The sequence below is a fragment of the Candidatus Syntrophosphaera sp. genome, assembly GCA_019429425.1.
Classification (GTDB): Bacteria; Cloacimonadota; Cloacimonadia; order Cloacimonadales; family Cloacimonadaceae; genus Syntrophosphaera.
The window spans coordinates 1-15,519 of record JAHYIU010000058.1; the positions used below are offsets into that span (position 1 = coordinate 1).

At 58.2% G+C, this 15,519-nt stretch carries 5 protein-coding genes; 2 read left to right on the top strand and 3 right to left on the bottom strand.

What is annotated here, in order from left to right; all coding sequences use genetic code 11:
* Nucleotides 1–577 precede the first annotated feature (577 nt).
* On the bottom strand, nt 578–1,618 hold the full coding sequence (locus K0B87_06960; protein MBW6514477.1) for a virulence RhuM family protein: 1,041 nt from the start codon (nt 1,616–1,618) through the stop codon (nt 578–580).
* A gap of 1,495 nt (nt 1,619–3,113) precedes the next feature.
* Between K0B87_06960 and K0B87_06965 the strand changes: the two genes are divergently transcribed.
* Entirely contained in the window at nt 3,114–3,563 is a 450-nt protein-coding gene (locus K0B87_06965) for a hypothetical protein (protein ID MBW6514478.1), read from the top strand.
* 536 nt (nt 3,564–4,099) lie between these two features.
* Here the strand turns inward: K0B87_06965 and K0B87_06970 are convergent.
* Nucleotides 4,100–5,230, bottom strand: a complete 1,131-nt coding sequence (locus tag K0B87_06970) for an ATP-binding protein (protein MBW6514479.1) — start codon at nt 5,228–5,230, stop codon at nt 4,100–4,102.
* 955 nt (nt 5,231–6,185) lie between these two features.
* Here K0B87_06970 and K0B87_06975 point away from each other — a divergent pair.
* Complete coding sequence (locus K0B87_06975) at nt 6,186–14,831, top strand: cyclic beta 1-2 glucan synthetase (GenBank protein MBW6514480.1); 8,646 nt, start codon at nt 6,186–6,188, stop codon at nt 14,829–14,831.
* 448 nt (nt 14,832–15,279) lie between these two features.
* Here K0B87_06975 and K0B87_06980 read toward each other — a convergent pair.
* Nucleotides 15,280–15,519 (bottom strand): T9SS type A sorting domain-containing protein (locus K0B87_06980; GenBank protein ID MBW6514481.1); only part of this gene is annotated, 240 nt, incomplete at its 5' end.

Genomic DNA, 15,519 nt, shown 5'->3' on the forward strand with positions numbered 1-15,519 from the left:
ACACTTTTCACAATCAAAAAAACTGGATCCCGGGTCAACCACCCCACCACCCAACAAGTTGTGCGGCGAGGACCCCGGCGCCCGGGATGACAAAAACCTGGCTTTGTTTGTATTATTCAACGGTCTTCATATGATAAGCCATATGTCCAGGAAAACCAGCTTTTCTCTACATATAGATTGTGGATTGGATAAGAAAAGGCTCTCTTCCAAACTGAGTGGGTAAGCCCCGGAGGTGGCGAAACAACTTAGCCCAGGATGCAACCCTGGGGGTATAGAATGAGGATTTCAAATATTTGTCAAGGCCCCGCCCCACCCTGTCCGTCGCTCTTATTGAGTAACGGACAGGGTGGGATGGGGAATCCGTGATAGGACGCGTGATCCTTCCTTACCCAGGGTTACCACCCTGGGCTAGGTTGTATCGCCCCTCCGGGGCTGAAAATACTGGATCCCGGGTAAGGCACCCCAACGCCCGGGATGACATTGAAAAGACTGGATCCCGGGCGAAGTCTTGTTGAAACATTCGCTGCTGTTGATCAACGCATCGATCGTCTTTGACACGGCATCCTTGCTTCTTTTTTCATTTCTTTTTCCGGCGGGCAGCCACTGTTTTGGCGGAGTTGGTGAGGTCGGCCAGATATTTTGTTTCGGCTTCCTTCTCGGTTTCGGCCCTGCGGATCTGGTCGTAGGCCTGGTATTGCTTTTCAGCGTGGGCGCGGGCTTTATCATGGCTGGTCCTGCCCGGGGAGGAGAGGATGGGGAGTTCGTTATCCAGCAAAAACTTGTCCAGATTGGTTTCCCATGACTTGGTCAGGATCTTCTGGCGACGCCTCAGCTTGAACTCGGCCCGGTCCAGCCACATGTTGACGATCAGGTTCAGGATGTCTATCTCTTCTGCCTGCAAGTAGTTCCTGGCAATACCCACGTCGGCTTTGCGCACCCGGGAGCCCTTCCAACTGGTGAGGCCCATGTTGGGTTCACTGGAGTCAGCCCGATGGGAAACGAGTTCCGCTGCAGTGTGGCCTGTGGCGGCGAAGAGCATCTTGTTCTGCATGGTGGCGAAGAAGAGGTTGGCCGCTTCGCTACCAGGACGGTAATCCGCGGCGAGGGAAAAGAGCTCCCGGACCCTCTGGTAGGCCCTGGCTTCGCTGGCGCGGATTTCCCGGATGCGGGCCAGAAGTTCGTCGAAATAGTCGGTGAGCCGGTTGTTGCCCTTGAGGCGCTCGTCATCGAGCAGAAAGCCCTTTTTGAGGTATTCGCTGAGGTGCTGGATGGCCCAGATCCGGAATTGGGTACCCCGTTCGGAGCGGACCCGGAAGCCGATGGAGAGAATCATATCCAAGCTGTAAAAGGCTATGTTCCTGCGTACGTTACGCCCCTGTTCGCTTTGAACTGTTAAGTAATACTTGACAGTTGCCCAGTCGTTCAACTCACCTTCCTTCAGTATGTTGCGAATGTGCATACTGATGTTGGGGATTGAGGTCTGGTACAATTCAGCTATCTGATTGAGGTTCAGCCAGATGGATTCGCTGTCCGCGCTCAGGGCGATCTGGTATTTTCCCTCTTCCACAGGATAGAGGATGATCTCCTGGACCTGAAGCTGTTCCTTTTTGCTTTTCATAAATCCTCCAATTGGATGTTTTTGCTGTTTAGATTCGCAAGGAATATCTGTCAAGCTGGATTTGTTTCCGGGTGTCCACTCAGGTTCCGACGCTTATCTTGAGGTTGCAAATTGCGACCTCAAGTTGGAGGGCTTTGCCAATGAATAATGAAGAATGAATAATGTAGAATGACGGGGTTGCGGGGTGGCGTAACACTGGCTTCCGGGGTCCCCGCGGAGGAGCGAAGCGAATTCGTGGGGTGGTCTGTCGGCCGTTCCACCAGCTTCAGCTGGTTTTTAACGTGGTGGCGGTGTTCCGCGCCTTCGTGTTATTCGTGGACAAAAAGAAACCCGGGACCGTAAACCAGCCCCGGGCCTTTGTTTCACCCGATTCATCCGTTCACGTTTTTTTAAATCTGCGAGATCTGCGCTTTTTATCTGCGTAAATCTGCGGTATCTCTCTTTATCCGTCAATCCGTCCCATCCGTTCAATCCGCAGACAGGCCCCATCACCCGTAACGCGTAACGCTTAACCCTTAACGCCTAACCGTCCCTCTGTGTGGAAAAAAAACAACAGATTTTCCAAAAAAAGTTTCTCCTCCGCCTCTTCCCTATTTTCCCTCAAAAACACCACAAGCCCCTGCCCCACAAACTCTTAACCCCTAACCCGTAACTCGTAACCCAAAACAAGGGTAACCCTATGTATATGGAGGCCCCTCTTGCCCAGCCCGAATGTTTCCGGTTTGCTTCCCGTCAAGAACCTGCCCGGCCGGGGGGAGACAAGGGGGGAATGTAGAATGTAGAATGTAGAATGACGGGGGAATGAAGAATGAAGAATGTAGAATGTAGAATGCAAAGAGAGTGGCACGCAGATTTCGCGGATCACGCAGATTTAAAGGGAAATAGAAGGGGGATGTGATGGCAATGAAGAATGACGATGTAGAATGTAGAATGTAGAATGTAGAATGAAAAGAGAGTGGCACGCGGATGGATAGAGAAATGGAATGGGGATGCACAGGATCTTGAAAGTGATGCCGGGGATTTTTCTTTCTTACCCTGCTAATCTCTGTGCCTCAGTGCCTCTGTGTTGGAATTATTTCTGCGTAGATCTGCGCTTTTTATCTGCGGGATCTGCGTGAACCCTTTCTTTATCCGTCCAATCCGTGGAATCCGTCGGTAAAATCTTTATCCTCACGATCCTCTTTTTCCTCAAGATCCTTATTCTCTTTTGATCTGCGGAATCCGCGGGATCTGCGTGAGGCAAAAAGGGCAAAAGGGGAAAAGGGCAAAAGGGTAAGCTGCGCCTTGTCCCACTCTTTCACCCCATCACCCTTATTCTCTTTTGATCTGCGGAATCTGCGGGATCTGCGTGAACCCTTTCTTTATCCGTCCAATCCGTTCAATCAGTGGAATCCGTCGGTAAAATCTTTTTCATCTGTGTAATCTTTGAAATCTGCGTGGATCCGCGCTTTTTATCTGCGGGATCTGCGGGAAACATAAACAAAGGAGGAAAAAAATGCGAGCCTATTTCAAAAACATGATCCAGGCCTACCGCGGCACCTGCGACGGCCTCGTCTACTACTTCAATCCCCGCCTGAACCGGATCATCTGCCGCCCCTACACCGTGCCCCGCGCCACCGGCCAAAACCTGCGCTTCGCCGCCATCGCCAAAAACCTCAAGGCCCTCAAACCCTCGGATGGCTTCAAGGCCGACCTGGGCGTCTACGCGAACCTGCACAACGGCCTGGCGCGCAACTACGACCACCGCCTGCAAAACTGGTACAACGCCTTCACCAGGATGATGTGGAACCTGGCCCGGGAAAATCCGGACACCATCGACCTGGCCACCATCTCCCGCGCCTACATCGAACTCCACGACCTGCCCTGCCGCTCCGTCATGAGAGCCGTCGACGCCGGACTCCTGCCCAGCGTCACCGGGTATGAGCTGCTCAATCAGGAGATGTGATGGGTTACGCGTTATGCGTTATGCGTGACGAGGTAACGCGGAAAAAGAGCGATGGGGTTTTAAGGTTTTAGCGTTGTAACGTTTTAGCGGGGTGGCAGGACCCTGTAGCCAGAGCTTTCCAAAGCAGGGGTCCCCGCTTGCGGGGATTCCGCTTCCTCCCCCGTTGCCCTGGATGCAGAGGTCGGAGTCCTCTGGCTACATCCTGCGGGGTGGCGTCCATTCGTGTAATTGGTGGACCATGATCCCAAAAATCCCAACCGATCCTGTTCATCCCTGATCCATTACCTAACGGAGGCGAAAATGCGCATCAGAGACCGGCCCTGAGACCAGAAATATCATGGTTTCGGTTATCAAAGATTTCTCCTTCAGCATAAAAGGCGGCTTGCCAGATCCGGCGGCCGCTTTTTTTCCAATCCAAATCACTCCAAACCATTCCCCATCTTTTGCGTTTCAAAACGCAGGTTATTATGATATGTTGCGATTACGAACGCAAAACATGCCTGTTTGATCCCCCTAACCGGCACTCGTTCCAGGGCTCAGGATCCTCCGATCCAGTCGCCCAGCGTGCGGGGATTGACGCCCAGGGTTTGACTGAGGGGATAGTTCTCGAGGAAGGAGCGCGAGAACATGACCTTCCGCTCCGGATTCCATTTGATCTCAAAGGCGGAAAAGGCCGCGTCGCGTTCCTCGATATAGTCGATCTCCTGTTGCGCGGTGGTGCGCCAGAAGTAGCTGCGGGCGTGGATGGCGTTGTTGCCGAGGAATTTCCGCCGTTCGCTGATCACGTAGTTTTCCCAGAGGGGCCCCACATCACTGCGGGAGTTTATCCCGTTGAAATTGCCCAGCACGGCGTTCAGGATGCCATTATCCCAGAAATAGACCTTCACTCCGCGTTTGATCTCGTTGCGCAGGTTGCGTTTGAGGGCGGGCAAACGGTGGATGATGAAGGCTTTTTCCATCAGGTCGATGTATCTTTCCACAGTCTGGTTGTCCGCGCCCACCAGTTGGGCGATCTCGTTGTAGGAGACCTCATTGCCAATCTGGAAGGCCAGGGCGCGGATGATCTTGTCCAAGAGGGGCGGCTTTTTGATCTGCTCCAGATTGAACAGGTCTTTGAACAAGTAACTGTCCGTCAGCAGTTTGAGAATCTCGATCTCCTGGCCGGGAGAGACAACCACCTCGGGATAATAACCATGCACCAGGCGGTGGGGCAGAGACCTATCCTCCTCGATTCTGCCCTGAAGATCCAGCATTTCCTGATAGGCCAGGGGAAAAAGAAAGAACTCATACTTCCTTCCGGTCAACGGCTCTCTGATCCTGCCAGTCAGTTCCAGGGCCGAAGAGCCGGTCACGATCACCTGAATATCCGGGTAGTTATCCACCATGAGCTTAACGCACAAGCCGATCTCGGGAATCCTTTGGGCTTCGTCGATGAAAACGAAGCGCTTGTTTCCGATCAGCGCTTTAAGCTTGGTGGAAGTGGCGGCCTGAAACAGTTCGCGGATGTCGGGCTCATCGCCATTGAAGGTGATGAATTCGTCCGGATAGTCTGCCAGAAGGGATCTTACGAGAGTGGTTTTGCCGCTCTGGCGTGGCCCCAGGATGATTATCGCCTTGCCGCGGAAAAACCGGGCTCTGACCTGCGAAGCTATCGTTCTCGGTATCATAATCTTCTCCTTCCCTCTTGGCGGCAGGAAATCCGAAAGGCAGAAATTTGTCAAGGAAAACCTCATCTTTTGCGTTTCAAAACGCAGGATGTTATGATATTTTGCGATTACGAACGCAAAACATTGGCGAGCTGAGGAAAGAAGGCATCCGGATCTGGAGGTTAGGCGTTACGGGCTACGGGTTATGCGTTATGGGACCTATCCACGAATTACTCGAATTACACGAATAAAAGGGGGGAAAAGCGGTCGCACGCGGATTTCGCAGATTAAAAGAGAACGCAGATTTACAGGGAAAAGAGGATGATGAGGATGAATGGAGTAACGCGGAAAAGCCCGGGGTGGAGGGGTGGCAAATTCCGCTTTGCCACAGGGCTCGCAGAGCCCTTCAATATGTGAAGCGGGACCCTGTAGCCAGAGCTTTCCAAAGCTCTGCAAACCCTGCCGCAGGCGGGGTGTAGGACAATAGGCGGCGGCTTTAGCCGTCGTATTTCAGGGTTGATCCATATACATTTCATAGCCCCGCCCCCTCCCCAAACACAGACCTGTGTTTGGGGAGGGGGCGGGGAGATTTAAAACATTCATCCTAGATTCCGTGATTACCCGGGATAAATCCCGGGCCTATTGTCCTGCACCCCGCCTGCGGCAGGGTTTGTCAGCGATCCGCGCCTTGGCGGGGCTGAAAAGGCTGGATCCCGGACGCGCCCGTCCCGGATCGGCCAGATAGGTATTGACATCGTCGCGCGCTTGGCTTATAATATTTTTATGATGGTAAATCGTAAATGAATAATGAATTACATTCACCACCCCGGAATTCAGCTCCCCCTGAACCCGATAAGCCGGGTTGGGCCAGCGCGCCTAAAAACGGAACTGGCACTTGGGGCCCCAGCCGGAGCGGATCCTTCTCCCGCGCCCTTCCTTTGAGCCACTCCCTCCGGCCCCGGGGTGAGACAGATCCATGCTGACGCTCAGAATAAGGAACCTGCGGCACAATCTGTCCCGGTTGTGGGCGAAATTGGGCAGAAGGCAGTCCCAATTGAAGCAGGCGCCGGTTGAGCTGCCCCTTCGTTCGGAGCTTTTGAGCGCGGACCAGATGAAGCTGCATGGCCAGACCATCGCCAGGGAGCACCAGCTGGCCACGGGACGCCCGCGGGGAAGCCTGCTGGCCCGCCTGGCGGAGAATGAAAGCCTCCTGCTGGACGTGCATGGCCTGCTGACCGAGGATGTGAAGGATGAGCAAAGGATAACTCCGGCGGGGGAATGGCTGCTGGATAATTTCTATCTGATCGAAGGGCAGATCCGCATCGCCAAACGGCACTTTTCCAAAGGCTACAATTGGGAGCTGCCCTATCTTCTGAACGGCCCGCTGGCCGGTTTGCCCAGAGTTTATGACATCGCGCTGGAAACCATTTCCCACGGCGACGGAAGGGTGGACCCGGAAAACCTGAGCAGCTTCGTGGCTGCCTATCAATCCGTGACCCCCCTGAAATTGGGCGAACTTTGGGCCATTCCGATCATGCTGCGCCTGGCGTTGATGGAAAACCTGCGCCGGGTGGCGGCCAGTATGGCTATGGACAGGATCGACCGGCAACTGGCTGAGTATTGGGCCGGCCAGATGATGGAAACCGCCGCCAAAAATCCCAGCGACCTGATCCTGACCATCGCCGACATGGCGAGATCGGAGCTGGACCTGAGCAGCGCGTTTGTGGCGGCAATGTCCTACCGCCTGCAGGGGCATGTGCCAAACCTGGCCTTGCCGCTCCATTGGATCGAACAGCGCCTGTCGGAATCCGGACTGACCATCGAGCAATTGGTGCGGGCTGAAAACCAGCAGCAGGCGGCCAATCAGGTATCCGTGAGCAACAGCATCGGCAGCCTGCGCCTGCTCGGCTCCCTGGACTGGCAGAAATTCGTCGAGTCGATGAGCAGGGTCGAGCAGATCCTGATCGAAGACCCCGCCGGCATTTATGGCAGCATGGATTTCACTTCGCGGGATAGCTACCGCCATGTGGTGGAAAGGATCGCCAAAAAAAGCCGCCATACCGAGAGCGAGGTGGCGCGCTTCGCGGTCCGCCTGGCCAGGAAGGCTTCCTACAGCAAAGACAGCGACCGGCGCCGGGCGCATGTGGGATACTATCTGATCGACAAAGGCTTGTACCGGCTGGAGCACATGGCCAGGATCCGCTTTTCACCGGGAGCCATCCTGCGCAAGGCAAATCAACATTTTTCCCTGCTGCTCTATGCCGGTTCCATCACGCTTCTGACCTTGCTCCTGTCAGGCCTCCTGGCCGCGGCGGCCTTCTCCGGCGGCTTGCGGGGCTGGGCTTTGGTGGCGGCCGGATCCCTGGCCCTGCTCAGCACCAGCCATCTCGCCCTGGCCATGGTAAATTGGCTGGCCACCTTGCTTTCATCCCCCAAACTCCTTCCGCGCATGGACTATTCCAAGGGGATACCCCCCGAGGCGCGCAGCCTGGTGGTGATCCCAACCATGATCACCAGCCTGGAAAACGTGGAATCCCTGGCCACGGCCCTGGAAGTCCGCTACCTGGCAAACCGGGAGGGCCAGCTCCTTTTCGGGCTGCTCACGGATTTTGCCGACGCCGGGTATGAGACCCTGCCGCAAGACGAGGCGGTGTTGGAATTTGCCCGGGAGAGAATCGAGGAACTGAACGCCAAGTATCAGGACCAGCAGGGCAGTGTGTTCTTTCTGTTCCACCGCCCGCGGAACTGGAATCCCCGGGATAAGATCTGGATGGGCTACGAACGCAAACGCGGCAAACTCGCGGACCTGAACGCCTTTCTGCGTGGCGGGGCGAGGGACAGCTTCTCACTGGTGGTGGGCGACACCGCGCTGCTGGCAGGCGTGAAATATGTCATCACCCTGGATACGGACACCCAATTGCCGCGGGATTCCGCCAGGCAATTCATCGGGGTGATGGCGCATCCGCTGAACCGGCCCCTGTTCGATCAGCAGCGGCGGCGGGTCGTGGAAGGATATGGCATCCTGCAGCCCAGGGTGGCGATCAGCATGCCCGGTGCGAACCGCTCACGCTATGCCGCTCTGCGCACCAGCGAGCCGGGCATCGATCCCTATACGCGCACGGTATCCGATGTGTATCAGGACCTGTTCGGCGAAGGCTCGTTCATCGGCAAGGGCATCTATGACGTGGACGCGTTCGAACTGGCAACGGGAGGCCGTTTCCCGGAAAACCGGATCCTGAGCCACGACCTTCTGGAAGGGTGCTACGCCCGGTCCGGCCTCCTGACCGATGTGCAACTCTATGAAGAATACCCGTCCCGCTATTTCGCGGACGTCAGCCGGCGCCATCGCTGGATCCGGGGTGACTGGCAGATCGGGCAATGGGCGCTGCCCCTGATTCCGGGGCATGATGGCCGGCTGCAAAAGAATCCACTCTCGCTTCTCTCCCGCTGGAAGATCTTTGACAACCTGCGCCGCAGCCTGAGCGCCGCCGCGCTGACCCTCATGCTGCTCATGGGCTGGACGATGATGGCCTCACCGCTGGGCTGGACCCTGGCGGTGGTCGCGATCATGCTTCTGCCAGCTTTGCTCCCGGCAGCCATCAACGCCCTGCGCAAACCGGCGGACGTGACTCTGAAGGAGCATCTGGCCGCCGAATTGGCCGCCACCCGGCGCCGGTTTTCCGAGGCCGTGTTCAATTTTGCCTGCCTGCCCCATGAAGCTTGGTACAGCCTGGATGCCTTGCTGCGCACCGGCTGGCGGATGCTGTTTTCGCGCAGGAACCTCCTGGAATGGAATCCCTCCGGCGGCGCGGATGACAAGGACCGGGACCGGCTGGCCGATTCCTTCCGCAAGCTGTGGATCTCGCCTGCCCTGGCCGCCTCCGCGCTGGCCGGTCTGGCGCTGTACCGGGCTGAGGCGCTGCCGCCGGCTTTGCCCATCCTGGCGCTGTGGTTAATCGCCCCGGCCATTGTCTGGTGGTACAGCCGCCCGTTCGTCCGGCGTGAAGCCCGGCTCACCGAGGATCAGACGGTCTGGCTGGGAAAACTGGCGCGGAAAACCTGGGCCTCCTTCGAAACCTTCGTGGGCCCCGGGGATAACTGGCTGCCCCCGGATAACGTTCAGGATAACCCCGCCGCGGCCATCGCGCATCGCACCTCGCCCACAAACATGGGCCTGGCGCTGCTGGCAAATCTCTCCGCGTATGACTTTGGGTTCATCTCCGCCGGAAAGCTTCTGGACCGGACGGCCCTGGCGCTGCGGACCATGGAGGGTTTGCAGCGATACCGGGGGCATTTCTACAATTGGTACGACACGCAGACGCTTCTGCCTCTGGAGCCCCTGTATATCTCATCGGTGGACAGCGGAAACCTGACCGGAAACCTGATCATCCTGCGGCAGGGACTGCTGCTGCTGGAAGATGACAGGATCCTGGGGCCCCGCCTGTATGAAGGCCTGCGTGACACCCTGGAAGTTTTGACGGAATCGGTTGCCGCGGCTCCCAAGCTGAACGCCGTCACCCTGCTTTCTTCGCTGCGCCAGCAGATCGAATCCGTCACGATTTCCCCGCCCGCCACCGTTGCCGCCGCCAGGCAGGGCCTGGAAGAGCTGCGCCGGTCCGCGGAAGAGGTGGTGGCAAGGATGGAGGCCGCCGATGCTGACCCTGAGAGCCAGGCCAATTGGTGGGCCCGCGCTTTCGCGGAAAGGTGCCGGGAGGCTTTGGCAGAGCTGGATTTGCTGGCGCCTGAACCCCTGGCGGAGGCGGGGGATGCGGGTTCCGCCGAGATCCCCACCCTGAAAGGGCTTCAGGCCCTGGAAACCGCGGCCGGGCAACAAGCCAGGGCCAGGCTGGCAGCCATCCGGGAACTTGGCCTGTTGTGCGAAACACTTTCCGACCTGGAATATGATTTTCTCTATGACGCGGACCGCCATCTGCTGTCCATTGGCTACAACGTCCGCGAATCACGCCGGGATTCCGGCTACTATGACCTGCTGGCCTCGGAAGCCAGATTCGCCAGCTTTGTGGCCATCGCCCAGGATAAACTGCCCCAGGCGAGCTGGTTTTCCCTGGGCCGCCTGCTCACCACCGCCGGCGGAGAGCCGATTCTGCTCTCCTGGAGCGGATCGATGTTTGAATATCTGATGCCTCTGCTGGTGATGCCAACCTATGAGCATACGCTGCTTGACCAGACCTACAAGGCCGTGGTGGCCAGGCAGATCGATTATGGGAAAAGGCGCTCCGTACCCTGGGGCATTTCCGAAAGCGGCTACAACGCCACAGACGCGCAACTGAACTATCAATACCGGGCCTTTGGCGTGCCGGGTTTGGGGCTGAAACGAGGTTTGGCGGAGGACCTGGTGATCGCGCCCTATGCTTCCGCCCTGGCTTTGATGGTGGATCCCGAAGAAGCTTGCGCCAATCTGGAGCGCCTTTCCGCGCATGGCTTTGAAACCCGGTATGGCTTTTACGAGGCGATAGACTACACGCCCTCCCGGGTGCCCCGGGGCCAGGCGCATGCCTTGATCCGCTCCTATATGGCCCATCATCAGGGCATGGTCCTCCTGTCTCTGGCCTATCTGCTGCTGGACCGCCCGATGCAGAAACGCTTCGAAGCAAACACCCTGTTCCAGGCGACCCTGCTGCTGCTGCAGGAGCGGATCCCCCGGGCTAAGTCTTATTACATGCGCACAACCAGGCTGGCGGAGAACTATCTGGCTGCCAGTCCCACCGAGACCCCGATCCGGGTGTTCACGGATCCGGACACCCCCAATCCCGAACTGCAGCTCCTTTCCAACGGCAGATACAATGTGATGGTGACCAATGCCGGCGGAGGCTACAGCCGCTGGAAAGACCTCGATGTGACCCGCTGGCGGGAAGACCGCACCTGCGACAACTGGGGGACCTTCTGTTTTATCCGGGATGTGGAAAGCGGGCAGTATTGGTCGACGGCGTATCAGCCCACACTCAAACGCCCGAAGAATTATGAAGCGATATTTTTGGAAGGCAGGGTCGAATTTCGCTGCCGGAACAATGGTTTGGACACCCATACCGAAATCGCCGTCTCGCCGGAGGACGATATCGAACTGCGCCGCGTGCGCATCACCAACCGCGGCCGGGCGCGCAAAACGATCGACGTGGCCAGTTACGCGGAAGTCGTGTTGGCAACCCCCGCCTCAGACGCGCTGCATCCCGCGTTCAGCAATCTCTTCGTGCAGACCGAGATCATCCGCCATTCACGGGGCATCCTGTGCACCCGCCGCCCCCGTTCCGAGAGCGAGAAAGAGCCCTGGATGTTCCATCTGATGGCCGCGTATAACGTGGAGATCGAGGAAGTTTCCTATGAGACGGACCGCGGGAATTTCATCGGCCGGGGCAACACCATTGCCGAACCGGCGGCCATGGAAGCTGGCGGGGCCGGAGAAGGCAACGCGCTCCTCTCCAACAGCGAAGGCTCCGTGCTCGATCCGATCGTTGCCATCTGTTACAGGATCACCCTGGAGCCGGACCAGGTGGCGGTGATGGACATGGTCACCGGGGTCGCCGAAAACCGTGACGAAGCCCTGGCCCTGATGGGAAAATACCAGGACCGCCGGCTGGCCAACCGTGTTTTCAATCTGGCCTGGACCCACGGGCATGTGCTCCTGCGCCAATTCAATATAACGGAAGCCGACGCGCAACTCTATTGCCGCCTGGCCAGCTCGATCATCTATGCCAACGCTTCGCTGCGCGCCGAGGCGAGTATTCTGATCATGAACCGCCACGGGCAATCCGGCCTCTGGGGCTACGCCATTTCCGGGGATCTGCCGATCGTCCTCCTGCGCATCGAAGATCCCGCCAATATCGATCTGGTGCGCCAGATGATTCAGGCCCACGTCTACTGGCGCTTACACGGCCTGGCTGTGGACCTGGTGATCTGGAACGAGGACCATGGCGGCTACAGACAGCTTCTGCACGACGAGATCATGGGGCAGATCGCCTCAGGCATCGACGCCAATTTGACCGATCAACCAGGGGGTATTTTTGTGCGGCCCGCGGAGCAGGTTTCCGAAGAAGACCGGATCCTGATCCAGACGGTTGCCCGGGTCATTATTTCCGATACCAAGGGCTCGCTGTCCGATCAGATCAATGGCCGCATCCAGCCTGAACTGACAGTTCCCGCCCTGGCCCTGACCCGCGCCCCGCGGCCCGCCCCTCCGCCGGTTCCGCCCGCTCCCCGCCATGACCTGATGTTCTTCAACGGCCTGGGCGGATTCACTCCCGACGGCCGGGAGTATGTGATCACCACCAGCCAGGCGCAGCTCACTCCCGCGCCCTGGGCGAATGTGATCGCCAATCCGCTGTTTGGGACTGTCGTCTCGGAAAGCGGACTTGCCTACACCTGGTGCGAGAATTCCCACGAGTTCCGCCTGACGCCCTGGGGAAATGACCCCCTGGGTGATTCACGGGGTGAGGCGTTTTACATCCGCGACGAAGAGCGGGGGCACTATTGGTCTCCCACTCCGCTCCCCCGCCGCGGGATCACGCCGTATGTAACCCGGCATGGCTTTGGCTACAGCGTCTTTGAGCATACCGAACGCGGCATCAAAACTGAGCTGTGGATCTTTGTGGCCAGCGATGCCAATGTCAAATTCGCCGTGCTCAAAATACGCAACGGATCCGACCGCTCCCGCAAGCTTTCCGCCACCGGCTATGTCGAATGGGTGCTGGGCGACCTGAGGGCAAAAACCTCCATGCAGGTCATCACCGGGATCGACCCCAAAAGCGGCGCCATCTTTGCCCGCAACTCATACAACACCAGTTTCCCCAACCGCACCGCGTTCTTTGACACAGATGAAATTTCGCGCTCATTAACCTGCGACCGGACAGAATTTCTGGGGCGCAACGGAAGGCTGGACGCTCCGGCGGCCATGACGCGCGCGCGCCTTTCCGGCAGAGTTGGCGCCGCCCTGGACCCCTGCGCCGCGATCCAGGTGAATTTTGAACTGGGAGCGGGACAGGAGCGCGAGATCGTTTTCAGGCTGGGTTTGGGGCAAAATCCCGCCGAGGCCGGCTCTCTGGCCAGGCGCTTCCAGGGTCCGATCGCTGCCCGTGAAGCTCTGGACGCGGTGTGGGAGCATTGGAACCATACCCTGGGCGCGATCAGCGTGGAAACTCCCGACCAGTCTTTGAATGTGCTGGCCAATGGCTGGCTGCTCTATCAAACCCTGTCCTGCCGCTTGTGGGCCCGCACCGGCGCCTATCAATCCGGGGGCGCCTTCGGTTTCCGCGACCAGTTGCAGGATGTGATGGCGCTGATCCATGCCAGGCCGCTTCTCGCGCGCGGGCAGTTGCTTCTTTGCGCCACGCGGCAATTCCCGGAAGGGGATGTCCAGCACTGGTGGCATCCGCCCACAGGCCAGGGTGTTCGCACCCACTGTTCCGACGACCGCCTGTGGCTGCCCCTTGTCACCTGCCACTATGTTTTCGCCACGGGGGATACCGGTGTGCTGGACGAACCGCTCGGGTTCCTGGAAGGCCGCCCGGTCAATTCTGACGAAGATTCCTATTTTGACCTGCCGGGGCGTTCTGAACAGGTCGCGAACCTTTACCAGCACTGCGTCCTGGCCCTGATGGCCAGTTTCAGGTATGGGCGGCACGGTTTGCCGCTGATCGGTTCCGGGGATTGGAATGACGGGATGAATCTGGTGGGCGAGCAGGGTCAGGGTGAAAGTGTCTGGCTGGGATTTTTCCTGCATTTCATCCTGATCCAGTTCGCCGAGCTGGCCCGGCTGCGCGGGGATGAAGCTTTCGCCAGCCGCTGCCTCAGCGAAGCCGGGGAACTTAGCAAACACATTGAAGAGAGCGGCTGGGACGGCCAGTGGTATCGCCGTGCATATTTCGACGACGGCACGCCGCTGGGTTCGGCATCCAATCCCGAATGCCAGATCGATTCGATCGCCCAAAGCTGGTCGGTGCTATCGGGCGTCGGAGATCAGGCCCGGTCCGTCATGGCCATGCAGGCCCTGGAAAAGCGCCTCGTGCGGCGTGATTTTGGCCTGATCCAGTTGCTTGACCCTCCTTTCGACGCGTCTGGCCTCAACCCCGGATACATCAAAGGCTATGTCCCCGGGATCCGCGAGAACGGAGGCCAATACACCCATGCCGCCATCTGGGCGATCATGGCCTTCGCGAAACTGGGCGACAGACAAAAGGCCTGGGAGCTGTTTACGCTGATCAATCCGGTCAACCATGCGAGAAACGCCGCGGAAACTGAAGTTTACAAAGTGGAGCCCTACGCGGCGGCGGCGGATGTCTATGCCGTGGCACCCCACATCGGGCGCGGAGGCTGGACCTGGTACACCGGATCGGCTGCCTGGATGTACCGGCTGATCGTGGAATCCCTCCTGGGCGTGAGCCTGGAGATCGACAAACTGCGCGTTTCCCCCTGCCTGCCTGAAGGTTGGGATGGATTCAAGCTGCATTACCGGTATCGCGAGACCATGTATCACATCACAGTCACCCAGGAACATTCCGACCGGGGGGTGCGGCGCATGACCCTGGATGGAATGGAACTCTCCGGGGAAACCATTCCCCTGGCTGACGACCACCTTGAGCATTGGGTCGATATTTTCCTGCCCGATTAATTTTCGAACCCACCCACGCCTGAATGGTTATGCGTTATGCGTTACGGGTTATGCGTTACGGGTTATGAGTTATGGGACCTGTCTACGAATTACACGAATAAATGGGTCAAAAGGGAAAAGGGTGGTGACGGGGTGCCGGGGTGGCGTTTTGGCGGGGTGGCAAATTCCGCTTTGCCACAGGGCTCGCAGAGACCTGCAAAAAGTGAAGCGGACCCTGTAGCCAGAGCTTTCCAAAGCAGGGGTCCACGCTTGCGGGGCTTCCGCTTCCTCCCCCGTTGCTTTGGATGCAGAGGATCGGAGTCCTCTGGTTACATCCTGCGGGGTGGCGGAGCTTTCGTATGATTCGCGGACAGGTCTCATCACCCGTAACGCATCACCCGTAACGCTTAACCCATAACGCATAACGCGTAACGCTTAACCGTCCCTCGGCTCTGCCGTTCCTTCGCCCCTATTTGAGCAGGACCAGTTTTTTCACCTCCCGGCAGGTTCCGGTCTGGAATTGATAGAGATAGATCCCGGCGGGGAGCCCCTGGCTTTCCAGGCTGGTCTGCTGGGTCCCGGGGCCGAGGGTGTGGCGGGCGATCGTCTGGCCGCGGAGGTTGAAGACCGTGAGGCATCCCGTTTCACCTGGCGCGACGGTTGTTTTGACCAGGGCCGTTTCACCGGGGCGGAGGGGATTGGGCCAGGC

Coding starts and splice junctions, on each gene's coding strand:
- K0B87_06960 (MBW6514477.1), bottom strand. CDS start 1,618: ATGAAAAGCAAAAAGGAACAGCTTCAGGTCCAGGAGATCATCCTCTAT.
- K0B87_06965 (MBW6514478.1), top strand. CDS start 3,114: ATGCGAGCCTATTTCAAAAACATGATCCAGGCCTACCGCGGCACCTGC.
- K0B87_06970 (MBW6514479.1), bottom strand. CDS start 5,230: ATGATACCGAGAACGATAGCTTCGCAGGTCAGAGCCCGGTTTTTCCGC.
- K0B87_06975 (MBW6514480.1), top strand. CDS start 6,186: ATGCTGACGCTCAGAATAAGGAACCTGCGGCACAATCTGTCCCGGTTG.